The organism is Alphaproteobacteria bacterium, assembly GCA_002869105.1.
Classification (GTDB): Bacteria; Pseudomonadota; Alphaproteobacteria; order UBA7879; family UBA7879; genus UBA7879.
Genome location: PKTP01000008.1, coordinates 19,206 through 35,678, shown reverse-complemented (window position 1 = coordinate 35,678; position 16,473 = coordinate 19,206). Strand labels below are relative to the sequence as shown.

The following is a 16,473-nucleotide window of genomic DNA, read 5'->3' as shown; positions in this document are numbered from 1 at the left end:
ACCGCTTGATCTAATTGCAACAAGTTTTCCTCAGCATATCTAGCTGCTACTCTTGCCGCTGCTTCACGCTGAGCTGCGGTTTGTGCCGCCGCTTGAGCTTGTTGTAAGGTTTGGGCCATCTGGGCAGCTTGACCACTAGTCATAGTCTTTACAAGAGCAGATCTTTCTAATCTCATTCCAAAAGCAACTTCTGAAAATTGTTGCATCAAAGCGGCCGGCACTTGCTTTGCTGGAGGAAGCGTTGCATTAAACTTTGTTATTGCCTGCTGTATTTCTTGAGCAGATCCATAGGGAGCTGCAGACGTTGACATTGCTAAAAAAGCGGTTATCGCCATCACACTGAGTTTAAATTTTTGAAACATTTATCTTTAACCTTTTGAATTTGTTTAATTTGTCTAAATCGAATTTTTTAAAAGTTCAACGTTTATATTTTGTAACTGACCGTCATCATCAAGCGTGTTTGTTTAGGATTTATTTTAATCTTCGTTGTCTCAGCACCGCCGGGCTCAAAGTCATACTTAATTTTTTGGAAACGACGACGGTGGCTTAGATCAACAGATCCCATCCAGCTATCCGCAAATTGGTGAACCACACCAACACCCAAGTCCAAACCTAAAACTTTTTTACGACGCTTCAAGAGGGCGTTATCTGCGATTCTAATTCCCCCGCCATTTCCTGGGTGAACAGCAATTCTGCCGTTCCAACTAAATTGCCCCATAACCGGACCAGCGCGCAGGTAAGCCGCTGTCGATGGTGTAAAGCGCCACCCGAACTTTTGAATCAATGCCACCGCAAAATCTTGGCGATAACGCATTGTGACTGGAGAGGATGTTTGAAGAACGCCCCCATGATTTCCTGGAACGAACTGACCTACAGTATTGTCTTTTGACCAGTGCTGTGGGCCGGTGACTTCAACTTCCAATGCCATAAAGGTATTGGGGAATACCCGCATGTATCCACCAGACGCGCCCCCAATCAGCGAGGTTTTTTTCAACTTCTGTGTCGCATTCATTTGTGGATCAAAAGTATTATCATGGACCAATAAATCTTCTTTGCCCATGTCGCGCATCAGACCCCCGCTCAGTCCCACATAAAAACCATCGGTCAGGCCCTCTTTGGAAATATAGACGCTGCTCTCATTCGTAGCATTCATTTCCTTAACGCCTTCATGGCCACATTTTGGGCACTCTGCAGCGACAAGATGGGCACTCAGCGCAAAAACAGAAGTTAGAATTTTAAATTTTGACATGGGACATATTCATTTTAATTTTACTGATCTCTATCAACATCGTGGAAGTTTGTAAAGATATTATTAAGTAAATTTTTCTTTTGTTCTAATAAACTATGAGAAAAACATATAAAAATCTAATGAAAAGAGGAAAGGGACACGATTTTGATCCCAAAGATCAGCAGCTCTTTAACTTTAAGGTGTTTGAGACCGTTCGCCATTCAGCCAAAAAAAGTGGGGCCCGCAGGCCCCTTAAGGTATTGTTAGGAAACAAAGAAAAGTGTTTTATTTATTCTCTTTGGCTTCACTGGCTTTTTTGAACTCAATGCTGAGTTTACCAATGGCATAGAACCACACCACCATGATGGCAATCACAAAGATAAACAAATAGGGGGCAATCACATCATACGGGTTCAAAGCTGATCCCGCGATGGTGGCAATCATCACACTTTGAATCAAAGCACCACCAGATTTACCCAAACGACCCCCAACCACATCAACGGCTGCCTTCCCTTTTGATTTCAAATCATCAGAAAGCGGGATGTAAGACATCTCTTTCGTGGCATCAAACAATGAGTATTTGGTTGATTTACTGAACACTTGGAAGAATAGCCCTACATAAACCGAAAGCATCAATGGAGAGGCTGCCAGAAGTGTGTACAGCCAAGTCAATAAGTCTTCAGCCAAAATCGTTGTGAAGAAGATCGCGCCTGTCGTCACAATCACAATTGGCGTTAAAATCGCTGCCACAAACCAACCCCAAATTCGGACGATGTTTTGTCCCACAAGCATGAAGATGATGGTTACGGCACCGTTCAATACGGCATATTGTCCAAAGAAGCTCGATTTAGAGGCTTTATCTGGGAAGAAGAGGTTCACCCGTGATTTCCAGCTGACCTCAATCAGGTTCACAGAAACGCCATATCCAACCACAAGAATCAAGATCAACATCAAGTATTTAGAAGACAAAATAAGTTTCATACTGTCACCTAACGACATTTTCTCTTTTTTCTTCTTCGGCTTAATATCGCTTGGGTCATACAACCGTGGATCTGACATGACCGATGTGTTGGTGAAGCGGTACAAATACATAAACACAAAAGCAAACATAATAACTGGGATTAAGTTCATCAAGGTATGGATATCCCCTGCATTATAGCCTGTAATATGAATAGATTTAGAGAGTGGTTTTGTCCACTGCATGACACCGCCCGCTAACATATTCCCAAAGTTTCCAATCAAGCCAAACATGGCATAGTAACGTGTTGCTTCACTGACGCGGGTGATTTGGTTAGCAAACTGCCAGAATAGCAAGGATACAACCACACTGCCCCATAGTTCAGCCATGGCATAGTAAAGAGCATAAAACCATTTACCAAAAGTAATCACGACCCAATAAAGCGGTGGAACCGTTTGACCAATGCTACGCAATGTTTCCGTGTCCGCCATCAAGGAATCTCTAAACGGATAGAGTAAGAAACCCCAAACAGAAATGAACACCACAAAAATCATGGTGCACGTGTAAAACAATCGCTGACGTGACAGAGCATTGCTCATTTTTGAGTATAAGATAAAGAACAACGTTGCCAGGGGCAGCGTAATCAGAAGCTTACAAATGTTGATAGCGGCGGCATCACCCAACTCGTGCATCACAATTGCATCTTTACTGTTCCTTAAAACAGTGTAGTTGTATAGCGCGCAAAACATCATAAAAGCCATGGGCAAAAACTTTTTGACCTCAAAGCCATGGATTGGCCAGAAAATTCCTCTGAGCCCAGTAAATTGTGGTTTAGCTTTATTAACTGACATTTAGTAAACTCCTTTATCCGTCAATTTCGAACTCTACCATGTACCACATATTTCGAGAAAATCAATCATTAAGTTTCCAGATATAGAATAACATCGTTTTTCCCTTACGCTTTCCTCCGTTTTCCCTTGAGTAATCATTAATAATTAGTAAATATAAATTTGACATTTATTAACCTATGTGCTGTTCTTAAAAATGATAAACAACCTATGAGAACCTAAAAATGATCACTATTTCTATTAAAAATACTTCCTTTTTATTCTATTAAAAATACTTCCTTTTTAATTGCTTCCTGCCTCCTTCTATTTACCAGCTATCATACATCTCTAGGGCTGCTGATAACGAACAGGCGCCAGAACAAGCAGCAGAAGGCCCAATACTAGCCATACAACCTCAAATTGAGTATCAACAGCGACAAGATATTAAAATTATGCATCCTAGCAGAGACGTTGATGGCAAAGATTGCCGCGTTCTTTTTGAAGGCACAAACTTCCAAATCGATCGCTTTTTTATAAATGGCCACCTTCCAGGTAGTTCGCCATTTGACATATGGAAATTAGCTAGAGACGCTTATAAAGACTTAGTTAAGCCGATATCCCGTGCTAAATTAAAGACTTCGATACCCTATGATCAAATTGCCAAAGAATTGCAATCAAAGACATATGAAATTTTAGGGGATGGCTTTCATCAACTGCCTACGACCGAATTTAGGCACCAGAATTGGGACGCGCACAGACTTAAAGCAATTAACCCGGAAGGCTTAGATTTTAATAAATTTTTGGCAGAAACCTCTAAAGAGTTTTGGCAAAAGGACCAACCTGTAGGTCGTGGTATTTTAAAAATAGGCGTAGATGGTCATCCAGTTCTTGCTTTTGAGTACTATGTCGACAATCAATATGTTTTTCAACGACAATCAATATGTTTGTTAACCTCGGTCGTTTAACAGCCTGGCTAAAGAAAAATAATATTTTGAATCAATAAACGATGGATTTCATCAAGGATAATCACGCCATTATGCCGCGAACAGGCTATGGGTTGAAACTTTTTCATTCAGCGGGCGAAGGAATAAAAACTGAGCTCAATGAAGTCTGCGACCCGGGGCAGCACACTTTTTCTATTTCCAGAGCCTCTCCGGAAGAGATGCAACAAGCAGAGCAAGGCGAGTAGATGATTCTACAGTGGCTCTTTTTAAGCTGTGGATGTCACCAAATGCGCCCTATCCTCTCCTGTTTAAGGTTACTCAATTTTCAGACCATGTTGATCTATAAAACCACCTCATAAAGAAAATTTGAAAACATTTAAAAATTTAAACTAACACTTTTGACGATAGGCTTCTGAACTGATGCCCTCAAAGTAGGCTTTCAGACCCAACAGTGCCACATGGCGACTCAGGGCTGGATTGCCAGAAAAGTGGGTCTGCGCTCCTTGGTCCTGAATCCACTCAGAAAACATTTTATACGGCTTGATGCGGGTTTGATACAAAAGCCCGCGCGCCTTTTCGGCCTGGCGCAACTGCCACAAACTGTAATGTAACATCACCAAAAGCTTTTTTAAAAACAGCTGACGACCATCCATACAAGAAGGGGGGCGATCAAAATAAGTTGTCAGCATGTCGCGATCCTGCGCAGGTGTCAGCCCGAAAAAAACGCTCACTGCAGCCAAATCATCAAAAGGGGATCCCGTACTGGAATCACCCCAGTCAATCAATTGAATCCCTCGATTCGTCCTTAACACATGGCTTTGATGAATATCGGTATGCAACATCACATCTGGCCCCGCCTCCAGATTTTTCACAATCCGATCAACAGACTTTTGCAAAGATTTTAAATTAATCACCGTTGACCCCATGTCCATCAACTCGTCTATCCGGTGATGCACGCGGTTTTCAATCCGTGTATGCCGTGAATAGCGTCTTTGCTGAGCTGGTATTTGGTGAACTTTACGCAGCTGCTGCGTCAGAGCGCGCACGTCATCAGATGTTACTGGGCTTTTAAGCACCCGCCCGGCAAGCCATTTCCAGAGAACGAACCCAACCTCAGGGTTAGACATAATCACCTCTGGCCCCAAACCAAGCGCCCCCGCCAAACTGGCTCGATAGACACCGCGCCGTGTGGCATATGTGGTTCGATTAAAAACCCGCAGTCCAAAGGTTTGATGGGGACATTTGATGCAATAGACTTGATCAGGATTACGGCTCATCAATTGATAAGAACACTGGGCTTCAGCGTTTTGCGGCAAAGCCTCTTTCAAGGGAGATGCAATTGGCTGAGGCAGGGCTATAAACAACTGATGAAGGGGTTTATCTGCAAGTGATCCTGGTGCCATCACACCGACAGCCTCAAGCGCCCCGATGCCAACCATCAGGCAAGCCACAAGCCTACCAGCACAAGCGCGCCTCATCAACCGCCCCCCACCACCGAAAAGATTTATTCCAGCGTCCGTGCCACTTCTTCAATTTCAGAGCATTCAATAAAGTCGCCTTCACGCAAGTCATTGTAATTTTCAAAAGCCATCCCACATTCATAGGACTGCTTCACTTCTTTGACTTCATCTTTAAATCGCTTCAATGTCTTAAGCTTACCTTCGTGGATCACAACGTTATCACGAAGCAAACGCACTTTTGACCCCCGTTTCACCACACCTTCTGTCACGTAACATCCGGCAATGGTTCCCAGTTTTGAAATTTTAAAGATCTGCTTGATTTCTGCTTTACCTATAAACTTCTCTTGTTGAATCGGCGACAATAAACCACTCAATACCGCTTTCACATCATCAATCAAATCATAGATGATGGAATAATAGCGAATTTCTACGCCTTCGCGCTCTGCCATATCGCGGGCCAACGCATTTCCCCGCACATTAAAGCCAACAATCAAAGCATTCGAGGCTTTGGCAAGGGTCACATCCGATTCAGTAATTTCCCCCACACTCATATGAGCAACTTTCACCTCAACCGTTTCAGAGTTGATTTTAGTCAAAGCGCCGGCTATAGCCTCAGAAGATCCATGAGCATCTGACTTAATAATCACACTCAAAACCGTCATATCTCCTTCTGTTGAGGCGCCAAATAAGTTGGCTTTTTTCAACTTATCTTGTTTAGCCGCTTCTTTTTCTTTACGACGCTTTAACCGGAATTCCGCAATTTCTTTTGTTCGGGCTTCATTTTCCAGCACCAAGAAGGAATCACCCGCAACAGGCACCCCATTAAATCCAATAATCTCTACAGGTTCGGCTGGGATGGCCGTTTGGATGTTTTCGCCTTTATCATTGACCATGGCACGAACCCGTCCGAACTGCGCCCCTGAAACAAAGGGATCACCAATTTTCAAGGTTCCTTTTTGAATCAACACAGTTGCAACCGGTCCACGACCACGATCCAGGCGAGACTCAATCACAACTCCCATGGCGCTTCGATCAAGAGGCGCTTTCAAATCAAGGAGTTCCGCCTGCAGAAGAATTGCCTCTACCAAGCCCTCAAGGTTCATTTTCGTTTTGGCAGACACTTCTACCGCCAAAATATCACCACCCAAGGCTTCGACAACTAGTTCATGCTGCAGCAATTCATTTTTCACTCGTTGCGCATCAGCCTCGGGTTTATCCATTTTATTAATCGCAACAATAATAGGAACCTTTGCTGCCTTGGCATGGTTGATTGCCTCAACCGTTTGATCTTTAATGCCATCATCAGCAGCAACCACCAACACAACAATGTCTGTTGCTTGCGCCCCACGTGCCCGCATCTCGGTAAACGCAGCATGGCCTGGGGTATCAATAAAGGTGATTTTACGGCTATCCGTGGATTGAATCTGGTAAGCCCCAATATGCTGGGTAATGCCCCCTGCTTCACCGCTCACAACATTGGCAGATCGCATCACATCCAAAAGAGATGTTTTTCCATGGTCAACATGGCCCATGATCGTCACCACAGGGGGGCGATCAATAAAGTCAATATTTTTATCTTCTAAGGCTTCCGCCTCAATCAATTCACGTTCCATATCATCATTCGACACACGTTTCACTGTGTGCCCTAACTCGGTTGCAACAAGCTCGGCCGTATCAACATCAAGAACTTGAGTGATGGTTGCCATGGTTCCCAGACTCATCAATGCCTTAATCACATCCGCCGCCCGCTCCGCCATCCGGTTGGCAAGCTCTTGCACGGTAATTGTTTCAGGAATCGTCACTTGCCGGGCAATTTTTTGAGCGGCTTGATCCGGATCCATTAATTTTTTCTTTTCTTTTTCGCGGGCCCGCATCAGCGAAGCTTTACTCCGCATCCGAACATCATCGCTGGTGTTCAAAGCCTGGGAAACGGTCAGCTTACCCGAACGACGGGGGGCTTCACGGCGGGTCACAACTTTACGTTCTTCTTTCCGGTTTTGGCCCAAACTAGGCTTTCCAGTTTTTTTAGCTCCACCAGGGCCGTCATCATCCGAATCCCGCCCATAAGGCACGTGTTTACGGCCAGCAGTTTCTTTGGTGCTTTTCTCTTCTATGGATGCCTCAGAAGCTGCCTGGGCTGCTTTACGTTCCGCTTCTTCCACGGATCGTTTTTTTTCTTCAATCAACCGTTGGGTGGCTTCAAGCTCACGAATCTCGTCTTGTTTTTGCTTATCTTGCTGGTGTTGCTGACCAAGAGTTGACACCTGTTCTTGCAGAGCCTTCAACCGATCTTGGAGTGATAGAGATGTCTCTTCCTCACCGTCATAAGCGCCGCCGATGGATAGGTCTTCTTTTCTCTCAGGGCGCTTTAAAGTGGCTTGGTCAATCTGCATGCCCCGCATACGCGAGCCAGAGGTGCGCGCCTCCGTTGGCGCTGCTGTTTTCAAGCTACCGCGGCGCAGTGTTTTAGATTTTTTGACTTCAATAATGGTTTTATTGCCAGATGAGCCCGCACCGATGGAATCGATTTTAAGTTTTTTAGAGAGTGTTAGCGGTTTTTTTGTATCATCTGTCATCGTCAAATCTTTCTCTAAATTCTTCACACTTTAAACGAATCGCCACAGCAAAAACAAGCGATGTTTTATGCTTTTGCGTCCTCAGGCTCTTGGGCTTCATCGCCTTCAAACCAATGTGCCCGGGCTTGCATAATGATATCATTGGCAACATCCAATGAAATATGATCCTCACCAAACATTTCTACCAACTCATCTCCCGCCAAATCAGCAAGGTCATCAAGGGTCCGGCAGTTGTTTTCAGCAAGCACCAAAAGCAGTTCTGGGGTAATCGGCTCAAACGTACTCAGCGATGGGTCAACGCCCATTTTATTTACTTTTTCCTGGATCTCTTTGTGGCGCTTTTCAATCGACACTTGGGCCCGTTTTTGTAACTCGGTTGCCAAGCCTTCTTCAAAGCCTTCGATTTCCAGCATTTCTTCAACATCACAGTAAGCGATGGCATCCAAGGTATCGAATCCTTCCGATATCAAAAGGTGCGCAATCACCTCATCAATTCCCAGCTCTTCAATCAGAGATGCTGAGACGTGCTTGAATTCATCATTTCGTTTCTGGGAATCATCCGACTCAGAAACAACACTCACTTCAAGACCCGTCAATAAACTAGCCAATCGAACGTTTTGACCACGCCGTCCAATGGCAATACTCAAGTTATCATCTGGCACCACCACTTGAACCTTCCGAGATTCCTCATCATAAACAACCCGAGAGATATCAGCTGGCGCCAATGCACTAATCACAAAACTAGGCACATCTGCCGTCCAAGGCACAATATCCACACGTTCGCCTTGCAACTCATTCACAACGGCTTGCACACGGCTTCCACGGACCCCGACACAAGACCCAACCGGATCAATGGTTTGATCGTTGGTCCGAACGGCAATTTTTGCACGACTGCCCGGGTCGCGCGCCACAGATAAAATCTCAATCACCCCTTCATAAACTTCTGGCACTTCTTGGGTGAATAATTTTGCCATAAACTGCGGGTGGGAGCGTGATAGGAAGATCTGCGGTCCGCGGGTATCCCGCACCACTTCTAAAATATAAGCCCGCACCCGGTCACCTGGGCGCAACACCTCCCGGGGAATCGCCTCATCACGGCGCAGAATACATTCGTTACGGTTGACATCAATAATGTAATTTCCATACTCAACGCGCTTAACGATACCACTGATGATTTCACCAACTTTGTCTTTAAACTCTTCGTATTGACGTTCTTTTTCTGCTTCTTTTACCCGGTAGTTCACAATCTGCCGAGCTGTTTGTGCGGCCATCCGGCCAAATTCTACGGGCGGCAAAATGTCTGTTAAGAACTGTCCGATCGTGGCTTCTGGCTGTTCTAATTTTGCTTGCTCAAGACCAATGTGTTTACTTTCATCCTCAACCGTTTCAACCACTTCCCGATAGCGCTTGATGGTGATCTCTCCAGTCTTACGATCAATAGTCACGCGGATATCGTTGTCCATGCCGTATTTATTCAGAGCAATCTTTTGAATGGCTTCTTCCATTGCCTGGATCACAGTTTCCCGATCGATCAGTTTCTCACGGGCAACAACATCAGCAACTTGCAAAATTTCATTATGTACGGTGACCATCGTCGTTTATTTCCTTTAATTCAATATTACCAAATGCCACATAAGCAAAAGGGGGATCTTAAAACCCCCCACCTCGCTTGAAGTAGCAACAATTTCAAGGCCAGTATATCCAGCACGCCTCAAATTTCAAGCGAAAAGAAACCTATAAGTCACAACATCTGAAAACCACCCTTTTTACAAGCAATAGGGACAATGATCTCGCTATATTATTTAACTTTTTGAAATGTTAATTGAACTGACTGAAAAATAAGAGCAACCAAAGCACCCACATAAACGATCCACATCTTATTTAATCCAAACTCAAATCACCGATACCTGTGACAAACCTGCTGCAGTTTTGGTTTAGATTGAAGGGTTAGCTTAATTTTGAGAATACCTTTCAAAGGCGACATCCTCAATCCAGTAAAAATACGGGGGTAGAGCGACTACAAGGATAACCGCTGTTTTTTGTCATCGAATTACTTGAGTTTTACAAGGATGACGTGAATTTTTTTTATCATCACGGAGCGAGGCGTCGCCCCAACGTGGCAATCTCCTTTCCCTAGATAGCCGTCATTCCGAGGGAACAGAGTGACCGCGGGAATCTCTTTATATCCTCACGTCGCTGCGCTTCTCAGGATTCAGTCCATTTGCCCTTTCAAATGGACTGAATCACTATCTGTAATATATTTATCTTTGAATGCGCCACCAGATATTACGAGAAGATCTAATGAAGTTAAATAGGATTAAATTCAGATACAAAGAGAGGCCCACCAGGGCCTCTAAATTGATACGCAAAGGTTCCAAGCTGCCATTCTTCGGATTATAATATATATCTACCAAAGCTTCATATAGCAGGGCTGAAAACTTTCTAGAATTTGTATGAAACCCCAACTTTTATTTGCCAAGATCTCTTAATTTTAACATTAGAAGTTGATATTCCTGCTTGAATGGGGATTTCTTGGCGAATTATTTTTTTGTTCTTATCCTTAAACCCATAAGACATTTCTACATTCCCAAATATATTCTGACTAAAGGCATAGTCATAGGCCATACCAACTTTAATGACATTGGGTTTAATCTTTGTTGAAAGTTTACTGATACTAATGGGAGGTCCTGTGTATGTAACATCAGTTTTAATTAAATGATCTTCTTTCACATATCCCAATACTGCTGATAAAATATTCTTATCATTAATCTTGTAACCACATTTCATGGTGATCCCATAAGAAGGTCTAATTTTATGGGTTAATTTTAGAGAGCGATTAAGCAATAAAGCGGGATCTCTGTTTATGAGCGTCTTTGATTTTTTATCATTTAAATAAGTATACTCTGCATATGTTGAAAGAACCCATCTATCTATAGAATATAAATAACCTAAAACAATATTAGGATTAATGTTTTGACGGCTAAGATTCAAGGCTCCTAAATCAAGGACTGGTTGATTCCCTCCTCCTCGAAAAGAAACTTTGTTCTCAACCTTGTTATTTTGAAAAAGACCATTTACCCCCACATAAAACCCATCATCAAAAGCAGAGGCAGTAAAGGCAAGCATTGAAATAGTAAATAATTTTTTCATTTTTAGATTTCCCTGTTTTTAAATAGTCATTGAAGCATAAAATTAATGCCTATCTTTGTCAACTATGTAGCAGACATCTTGCAGCCCTAAGACTAAAATAATAGACTGACCTAAAAGTCGAGGGCAGTTCTTTGACTCTCAATACTTTCTACCGTCAATAAAAAAGCCACAGCTAAACTGTGTCTTTTTCGGAAAATATAAAGTATCAAAAATTATCTTGAGTAGTATTCAATTACCAAGTTGGGTTCCATTTGAACCGGGTAAGGGATTTCATCAAATTCTGGCAAACGTACAAATTTACCCGTGCGCTTAGCAAGATCAACATCAAGGTAGCCAGGGACATCACGTTCTGCAGATTCAACGGCTTGAATCACAAGAGGCATCTCCCGTGATTTTTGTTTTACCTCAATAACGTCATCGGGCTGAACGCGGTAAGAAGGAATATTAACTTTCTTGCCATTCACCAAAACATGGCCGTGGTTCACAAATTGACGGGCCGAAAAAACAGTTGGGACAAATTTCATCCGGTATACAACCGCATCAAGACGACGCTCAAGCAATTGCACCAAGTTTACAACGGTATCACCTTTACGCTTCACCGCTTCATCGTAGGTGCGGCGAAATTGTTTTTCCATGATGTTGCCATAGTAGCCCTTGAGCTTTTGCTTTGCAGCAAGCTGAATACCATAATCAGATGGCTTCTTACGACGCGCACCATGTTGTCCTGGACCCGTGGTTCTGGTGTTCACTGGACTTTTGGGACGACCCCACAAGTTTTCACCCAGACGGCGGTTAATTTTGTATTTGGCTTGCACTCTTTTTGTCATTAAAAAAAATCCGGTTCGTTGATATTACAGGTTTGTATACCCAGATAACGGGCCACTGTCAACGCTTTTCCACCACATTTTTTCTTTTATGCCGGTTTTTTTGTCCACTCCATGAAAGTATGGACAAAATCACTGAGCCCCAATTGTCTTGAGCGCTTAAGCCGTTCACTTCTCAAAATGGATTTCACATCCTTCAAAGCCTTACTCAAGTCATCATTCACGACCACATAATCATATTCTGCCCAGTGGCTAATTTCTTTCAGAGCTTTCCCCATGCGGTATTGAATGATTTCCTCATCGTCTTGGCCGCGGGCGCGTAATCGATCGTCCAGCACTTCCAGCGAAGGCGGCAAAATAAACACAGATACCACCCGTTCTCGATCTTCCTGAATCAACGTTTGAGCACCATGCCAATCAATATCAAAAACCACGTCATACCCTTGTCTCATATCCTCTTCAACTTCAGACCGCCACGTGCCATAACTATGATTAAAAACATGGGCGTGTTCAAGAAACTGGCCCTTTGCAACCGCGACATCAAAATCAGCCTGGCTCATGAAATGATAATGTTCACCGTCAACCTCACCGGGCCGGGGGGGACGGGTTGTTGCTGAAATGGAAAGTTTGACATATCGATCCATGGAACAGAGCGAGCGCGTCAAGGTTGTTTTTCCCGCCCCCGATGGCGATGAAAACACCATCATAATGCCTTTGTGTTTTAAATAATCCGAATGTCGCTTATGATATGAATCCATTTAATCCTCAATTTTTACGCACGAAAACTGGCAGCCAAACTGATTGGCTTGCCCGTGGTGAAACGCTCGGCGACAGCTAAAAAACACCTCTTCATCCTCATAGGTATCCAAGCCAATATCGGCCACTTCTTTTACACCTAGCGCTTTCAGGTGATACGCACAGAATCCAGGCAAATCAAGATAAAAGTGGTCATCGTTCTTCTCAGACTTAAAAAAAAGATCTCGATTTTCATAGGCAGAGAATTCGGCGTACACAGCTGCATCAACCTGATAGTTGTTAGCGCGGATACAAGGCCCAATAACTGCCACAAGCTCTGCCTTAACAGGCTTTTGAAAAGCACTTAACGTTTGCGCAATAATTCCCTGACTCGCGCCACGCCAGCCAGCATGGATAATGGCACAGCCACTTCCATCTCGGGCCATGATCACAATCGGCACACAATCAGCTGTTTTGATGGCAAGGACCTGCCCAGTTTTTTGCGTCATCAACGCATCTGCTTCACCTGTGCTTTGGGTTTGATCGTCGACCCAAATGGCTTTTGTTCCATGGACCTGGGTTGAGGTGTGGAGGAAATCTGCCTGCATCACAGCCGCAACTCGTTTTTTGTTTTCAGCAATATGAGTGGGATCTTCACTTGCAGCTGGTCGGCCATTAAGGCTTTCATAAGGTCCAGTGCTCACCCCTCCTTCACGCCCAAAAAACCGACAGGATAGTCCAGGAACCTGAATATCTGGATGTTCAAACCAGACAATGCCATTTTTCTCTTGGTGTTTCATTGTGCCTTTATCTCCAGAACCTTAAAAAGCTCTCCCATGTCTTCAACGCCTGCCCCGAGCAGCCTCTGCCTCAATCGATGTATCTCCGCTTGGTGTGCCGGGTTTTGGTGACTCGCTCCCCAAAATAGCGCCTCAATACCAAGCCTTCGCAAGAAATCTCCTTGTGTGTTATAGTGACACGCCCACTTTGTTGGCGTCAATGCTGCATAGTCACCAAAGCGGACATGGGCTGTTAAGTCTACCGCTCCTGGCTTGGCCAAAGGATCCACTTGTTGGTGGTGGTAAATCGCTTGCAGGGTGCCACCATCTCCCTGCCAGGCGCCATAATCAATCATTACTAACGCCCCTCCTTGTTTCTTTAAAAGATCCAAACAGTGTTTGAAGAATGTATATCCCACAGGGCACACTTCATAGACCGCACCCTCAATCGGTTCATATTCTGGTTGTTCTTTTGCAGGTTGCCAAGCCACCCTCAATCCATCATCACTCTTCGCAACCCAGCACTCATACCATATCCCCTTTTGATAGCGCCATTTCTGGATGGGCAAAGCATCGAAAAATTCATTGGCCAGGATCAGCACGGGGCCGTTAACGTCTATTTCTTCAATCTGAGAAAACCAGCTAATGGATAAATGAAAGTCCTGAAGATTCTGTTTTTGCTGATCTCGCAGCCCCGAACTTTGCTCAATCAGTACAACCTTCAGGTTTTTGCCATATCCTCTCTTGGTCAAAGCTGTCAGGACATCCCGCATTAACAATCCACGACCAGGCCCTAATTCAACCAAGGTGATGATCTGGTCAGAAAAATCCGACATCTGCTGAATCACCCATTCAGCTAAAGCATAGCCAAACAGCGGCGTTAATTCGGGTGATGTTATGAAATGTCCTGCCGCTCCCAAACAATCAGGGGCTTGATAAAACTGACGGTTATTCCAAGCCATGTAGTCTTCTAAAGGCACCTGGTTTCGGTTGGCAAACAGCGCGTCCAGCGTCATGGGCGCTGGAATCGAGGGCGCAGCACCAAAAACAAGCCCAGTAAGGCATACGGAATAGACAGAATTTGTCCCATGGTCAGCATCTGCCAAACAAAGCCCAACTGCGCATCGGGCTCGCGAAAAAACTCCACAACAAACCGCCCGCCAGCGTAGAGCATTAATCCAACACCAACAAGTTGGCCTGGCCGCTGAATCATGCGGGTGCGCCAAAAAAGAACATTCAAAACAATCAAAATCAAAAGTCCTTCCAGCACAGCTTCATAGAGCTGGCTGGGATGGCGCGGTAAATAGCCGCCGGCTGGAAACAGTACTGCCCAAGGTACATCAGTGATACGGCCATACAATTCCCCATTGATGAAATTAGTCATTCGCCCTAAGAAAACCCCCAAAGGAACCCCCAGGCTCACTAAATCAAGCATTCTCAAGAAAGATACATGATGAAGACGGCTGAAAAGATAAAACCCCATCATCACACCAACAATCCCCCCATGAAAGGACATCCCACCTTTCCAAATTTTAAGGGTATCCAAGGGGTGAGCCGCATAATAATCGAATTGATAAAACAACACGTACCCCAGCCGCCCGCCAATCACCAAAGCGGGGATCGCCCAGGAAATCAAATCATCAAATTTCTCAGGTGGAATCCCCAAAGCAGGATATCTCTTTATAATCCAGCGGCTATACTGCCAACAAAACAAGACGCCCGTCACATAAGCCAAGGCATACCACCGCACAGCAAGCGGGCCCACGGTAAACGCTACAGGGTCAATGTGTGGAAAGGGGATATAAGACTCAAACATTGTCAGGACCTGGATTATTCGATACAGTTACCCTAGCTTATTTAACCCCGTGAAAAAAGAATTATGATCACCAAAAACATCATCGCAGATAAAATAGCCGGCGTTGGTTTTTTCTTGCTCAAAAAAACCCTGAAAACGCGTGCTGGCAAATTGCCTTTCACCCCTCCCAAGTCTTTGACCCCATGACCACAAATCAACTCCCCAAAAAACACCTGATTGAGGCCAGCCTTTCCCTCATCGAAAAGAAAGGGTGGGCTGATTTTTCAGTGATGGATCTATGCAACGCCCTTACAATAGAGCCAACTGATCTCCATCCACACCTCTCAAACAAAAGCCAGTGGGTTGTCTATTGGCAAACCTATGTGGCAGAGGAAATCCAAAACATCATTCCCCAGGAAGATTTACTTGATCTTTCCATCAAAGATCGCCTGCTCGAGTTGACCATGACCCGGTTTGAGGTGCTCTCTCCCCATCGTCGTGCTTTGAAAGTTTTATTTGAGGGGTTGGTTAAAGAGCCGCAAAATTATCTTCAGTTTCAATCTGCTTTGCGGCAAGGCTGGGAAATGCTTTTTACCTACGGTCACATTCCAAACACCAGCGTCATCAGCCGCATCCGCACCGAAGCGTTCATCAGTTTATATTTAGTGAATCTCTACCGATGGCTCCACACCGATCTCTCGGCCGAAAAGCTTCAAAGCACCCTAGATCAACAACTAGGGTGGTGCGATAAAATCATGCAGCCCTACACCTAAGAAGGACTAGTCCTTCAGAAATCGAATGGCCAAGGGATATTGATAATCAATGCCATCAGCGCAGCGCACCGCCCCAACAATGGGGAATAGAACAAAAGATAAAATCAGATACGGCACCAAAACCAAAAGCATTATAATTCCCATCGGAATGCCAATAAGGGAAACAAACAGCCCGGCCAAAATAAACGGAATGAAAATCATGGTAATGGCAAAATTCAAAACCTCTCGTCCAGCAGCGCGCACCCGTGGATTATGGGAAACAAAATAAGCCACCAACGGCACAATAATCATGGCTAAAGGGAACAGCAAAGATGCTGTTATGGATAAATGGATCAGCGGCGCATAGCCAGCCCGATGGTGCTGAGGTTCAATTGGATAATTTGACATAAATGACTCCCATTAATAAACATAACTTTAAGTCAGA

General features: G+C 44.4%; 17 protein-coding genes. 4 read left to right on the top strand and 13 right to left on the bottom strand.

Annotated features, from left to right (window positions below; translation table 11 throughout):
- Window positions 1-362, bottom strand: a 362-nt coding sequence (locus tag C0582_04705; protein PLX29478.1) for a hypothetical protein, incomplete at its 3' end; no start/stop codon positions are given.
- A 62-nt stretch (window positions 363-424) separates the two neighbouring features.
- Window positions 425-1,249 (bottom strand): hypothetical protein, encoded by an 825-nt coding sequence (locus C0582_04700; GenBank protein ID PLX29477.1) that lies wholly within the window; start codon window positions 1,247-1,249, stop codon window positions 425-427.
- Between the two features lie 95 nt (window positions 1,250-1,344).
- Here C0582_04700 and C0582_04695 point away from each other — a divergent pair, with 95 nt between their 5' ends.
- Entirely contained in the window at window positions 1,345-1,548 is a 204-nt protein-coding gene (locus C0582_04695) for a hypothetical protein (protein ID PLX29476.1), read from the top strand.
- Here C0582_04695 and C0582_04690 read toward each other — a convergent pair.
- Complete coding sequence (locus C0582_04690; protein PLX29475.1) at window positions 1,514-3,037, bottom strand: AAA family ATPase; 1,524 nt, start codon at window positions 3,035-3,037, stop codon at window positions 1,514-1,516. The genes C0582_04695 and C0582_04690 overlap by 35 nt on opposite strands.
- Before the next feature lie 428 nt (window positions 3,038-3,465).
- Between C0582_04690 and C0582_04685 the strand changes: the two genes are divergently transcribed.
- On the top strand, window positions 3,466-3,978 hold the full coding sequence (locus tag C0582_04685; protein ID PLX29474.1) for a hypothetical protein: 513 nt from the start codon (window positions 3,466-3,468) through the stop codon (window positions 3,976-3,978).
- A gap of 41 nt (window positions 3,979-4,019) precedes the next feature.
- Window positions 4,020-4,202 carry a hypothetical protein gene (locus C0582_04680; GenBank protein ID PLX29473.1) on the top strand — a complete coding sequence of 61 codons (183 nt, stop codon included), beginning with the start codon at window positions 4,020-4,022 and terminating at the stop codon, window positions 4,200-4,202.
- A gap of 144 nt (window positions 4,203-4,346) precedes the next feature.
- Here the strand turns inward: C0582_04680 and C0582_04675 are convergent, their stop codons facing one another.
- From C0582_04675 to C0582_04635, 9 genes are all read right to left on the bottom strand, one after another.
- Entirely contained in the window at window positions 4,347-5,435 is a 1,089-nt protein-coding gene (locus C0582_04675) for a hypothetical protein (GenBank protein ID PLX29472.1), read from the bottom strand.
- Between the two features lie 26 nt (window positions 5,436-5,461).
- A complete protein-coding gene (locus C0582_04670) occupies window positions 5,462-7,999 on the bottom strand; it encodes a translation initiation factor IF-2 (protein PLX29480.1) in 2,538 nt (845 codons plus the stop codon).
- 59 nt (window positions 8,000-8,058) lie between these two features.
- Complete coding sequence (locus tag C0582_04665; GenBank protein PLX29471.1) at window positions 8,059-9,585, bottom strand: transcription termination/antitermination protein NusA; 1,527 nt, start codon at window positions 9,583-9,585, stop codon at window positions 8,059-8,061.
- 850 nt (window positions 9,586-10,435) lie between these two features.
- Window positions 10,436-11,143, bottom strand: coding sequence for a hypothetical protein (locus tag C0582_04660; protein ID PLX29470.1), 708 nt, complete (start codon window positions 11,141-11,143; stop codon window positions 10,436-10,438).
- 212 nt (window positions 11,144-11,355) lie between these two features.
- Complete coding sequence (locus C0582_04655) at window positions 11,356-11,970, bottom strand: 30S ribosomal protein S4 (GenBank protein PLX29469.1); 615 nt, start codon at window positions 11,968-11,970, stop codon at window positions 11,356-11,358.
- An 86-nt stretch (window positions 11,971-12,056) separates the two neighbouring features.
- The gene (locus C0582_04650) at window positions 12,057-12,725 is read right to left on the bottom strand and encodes a guanylate kinase (GenBank protein ID PLX29468.1); all 669 of its coding nucleotides are present in this window, start codon (window positions 12,723-12,725) and stop codon (window positions 12,057-12,059) included.
- Entirely contained in the window at window positions 12,726-13,502 is a 777-nt protein-coding gene (locus C0582_04645; protein ID PLX29467.1) for a peptidoglycan editing factor PgeF, read from the bottom strand. It lies immediately after the preceding gene.
- A complete protein-coding gene (locus tag C0582_04640; protein ID PLX29466.1) occupies window positions 13,499-14,497 on the bottom strand; it encodes a hypothetical protein in 999 nt (332 codons plus the stop codon). Before C0582_04640 ends, C0582_04645 begins: the two co-directional genes overlap by 4 nt.
- Window positions 14,494-15,297 (bottom strand): prolipoprotein diacylglyceryl transferase, encoded by an 804-nt coding sequence (locus tag C0582_04635; protein PLX29465.1) that lies wholly within the window; start codon window positions 15,295-15,297, stop codon window positions 14,494-14,496. The genes C0582_04640 and C0582_04635 overlap by 4 nt, the downstream gene beginning before the upstream one ends.
- Window positions 15,298-15,479: 182 nt before the next feature.
- On the opposite strand from C0582_04635, the gene C0582_04630 reads away from it, so the two are divergent.
- Entirely contained in the window at window positions 15,480-16,049 is a 570-nt protein-coding gene (locus tag C0582_04630) for a hypothetical protein (protein PLX29464.1), read from the top strand.
- A gap of 6 nt (window positions 16,050-16,055) precedes the next feature.
- Here C0582_04630 and C0582_04625 read toward each other — a convergent pair whose 3' ends face one another.
- Window positions 16,056-16,436 (bottom strand): hypothetical protein, encoded by a 381-nt coding sequence (locus tag C0582_04625; protein ID PLX29463.1) that lies wholly within the window; start codon window positions 16,434-16,436, stop codon window positions 16,056-16,058.
- Between the last annotated feature and the right edge of the window lie 37 nt (window positions 16,437-16,473).

What these genes read in the sequence shown, in the direction of transcription:
- C0582_04700 (PLX29477.1), bottom strand. Translation starts at nt 1,249, where the DNA reads ATGTCAAAATTTAAAATTCTAACTTCTGTTTTTGCGCTGAGTGCCCAT.
- C0582_04695 (PLX29476.1), top strand. Translation starts at nt 1,345, where the DNA reads ATGAGAAAAACATATAAAAATCTAATGAAAAGAGGAAAGGGACACGAT.
- C0582_04690 (PLX29475.1), bottom strand. Translation starts at nt 3,037, where the DNA reads ATGTCAGTTAATAAAGCTAAACCACAATTTACTGGGCTCAGAGGAATT.
- C0582_04685 (PLX29474.1), top strand. Translation starts at nt 3,466, where the DNA reads ATGCATCCTAGCAGAGACGTTGATGGCAAAGATTGCCGCGTTCTTTTT.
- C0582_04680 (PLX29473.1), top strand. Translation starts at nt 4,020, where the DNA reads ATGGATTTCATCAAGGATAATCACGCCATTATGCCGCGAACAGGCTAT.
- C0582_04675 (PLX29472.1), bottom strand. Translation starts at nt 5,435, where the DNA reads ATGAGGCGCGCTTGTGCTGGTAGGCTTGTGGCTTGCCTGATGGTTGGC.
- C0582_04665 (PLX29471.1), bottom strand. Translation starts at nt 9,585, where the DNA reads ATGGTCACCGTACATAATGAAATTTTGCAAGTTGCTGATGTTGTTGCC.
- C0582_04660 (PLX29470.1), bottom strand. Translation starts at nt 11,143, where the DNA reads ATGAAAAAATTATTTACTATTTCAATGCTTGCCTTTACTGCCTCTGCT.
- C0582_04655 (PLX29469.1), bottom strand. Translation starts at nt 11,970, where the DNA reads ATGACAAAAAGAGTGCAAGCCAAATACAAAATTAACCGCCGTCTGGGT.
- C0582_04650 (PLX29468.1), bottom strand. Translation starts at nt 12,725, where the DNA reads ATGGATTCATATCATAAGCGACATTCGGATTATTTAAAACACAAAGGC.
- C0582_04645 (PLX29467.1), bottom strand. Translation starts at nt 13,502, where the DNA reads ATGAAACACCAAGAGAAAAATGGCATTGTCTGGTTTGAACATCCAGAT.
- C0582_04640 (PLX29466.1), bottom strand. Translation starts at nt 14,497, where the DNA reads ATGACGCTGGACGCGCTGTTTGCCAACCGAAACCAGGTGCCTTTAGAA.
- C0582_04635 (PLX29465.1), bottom strand. Translation starts at nt 15,297, where the DNA reads ATGTTTGAGTCTTATATCCCCTTTCCACACATTGACCCTGTAGCGTTT.
- C0582_04630 (PLX29464.1), top strand. Translation starts at nt 15,480, where the DNA reads ATGACCACAAATCAACTCCCCAAAAAACACCTGATTGAGGCCAGCCTT.
- C0582_04625 (PLX29463.1), bottom strand. Translation starts at nt 16,436, where the DNA reads ATGTCAAATTATCCAATTGAACCTCAGCACCATCGGGCTGGCTATGCG.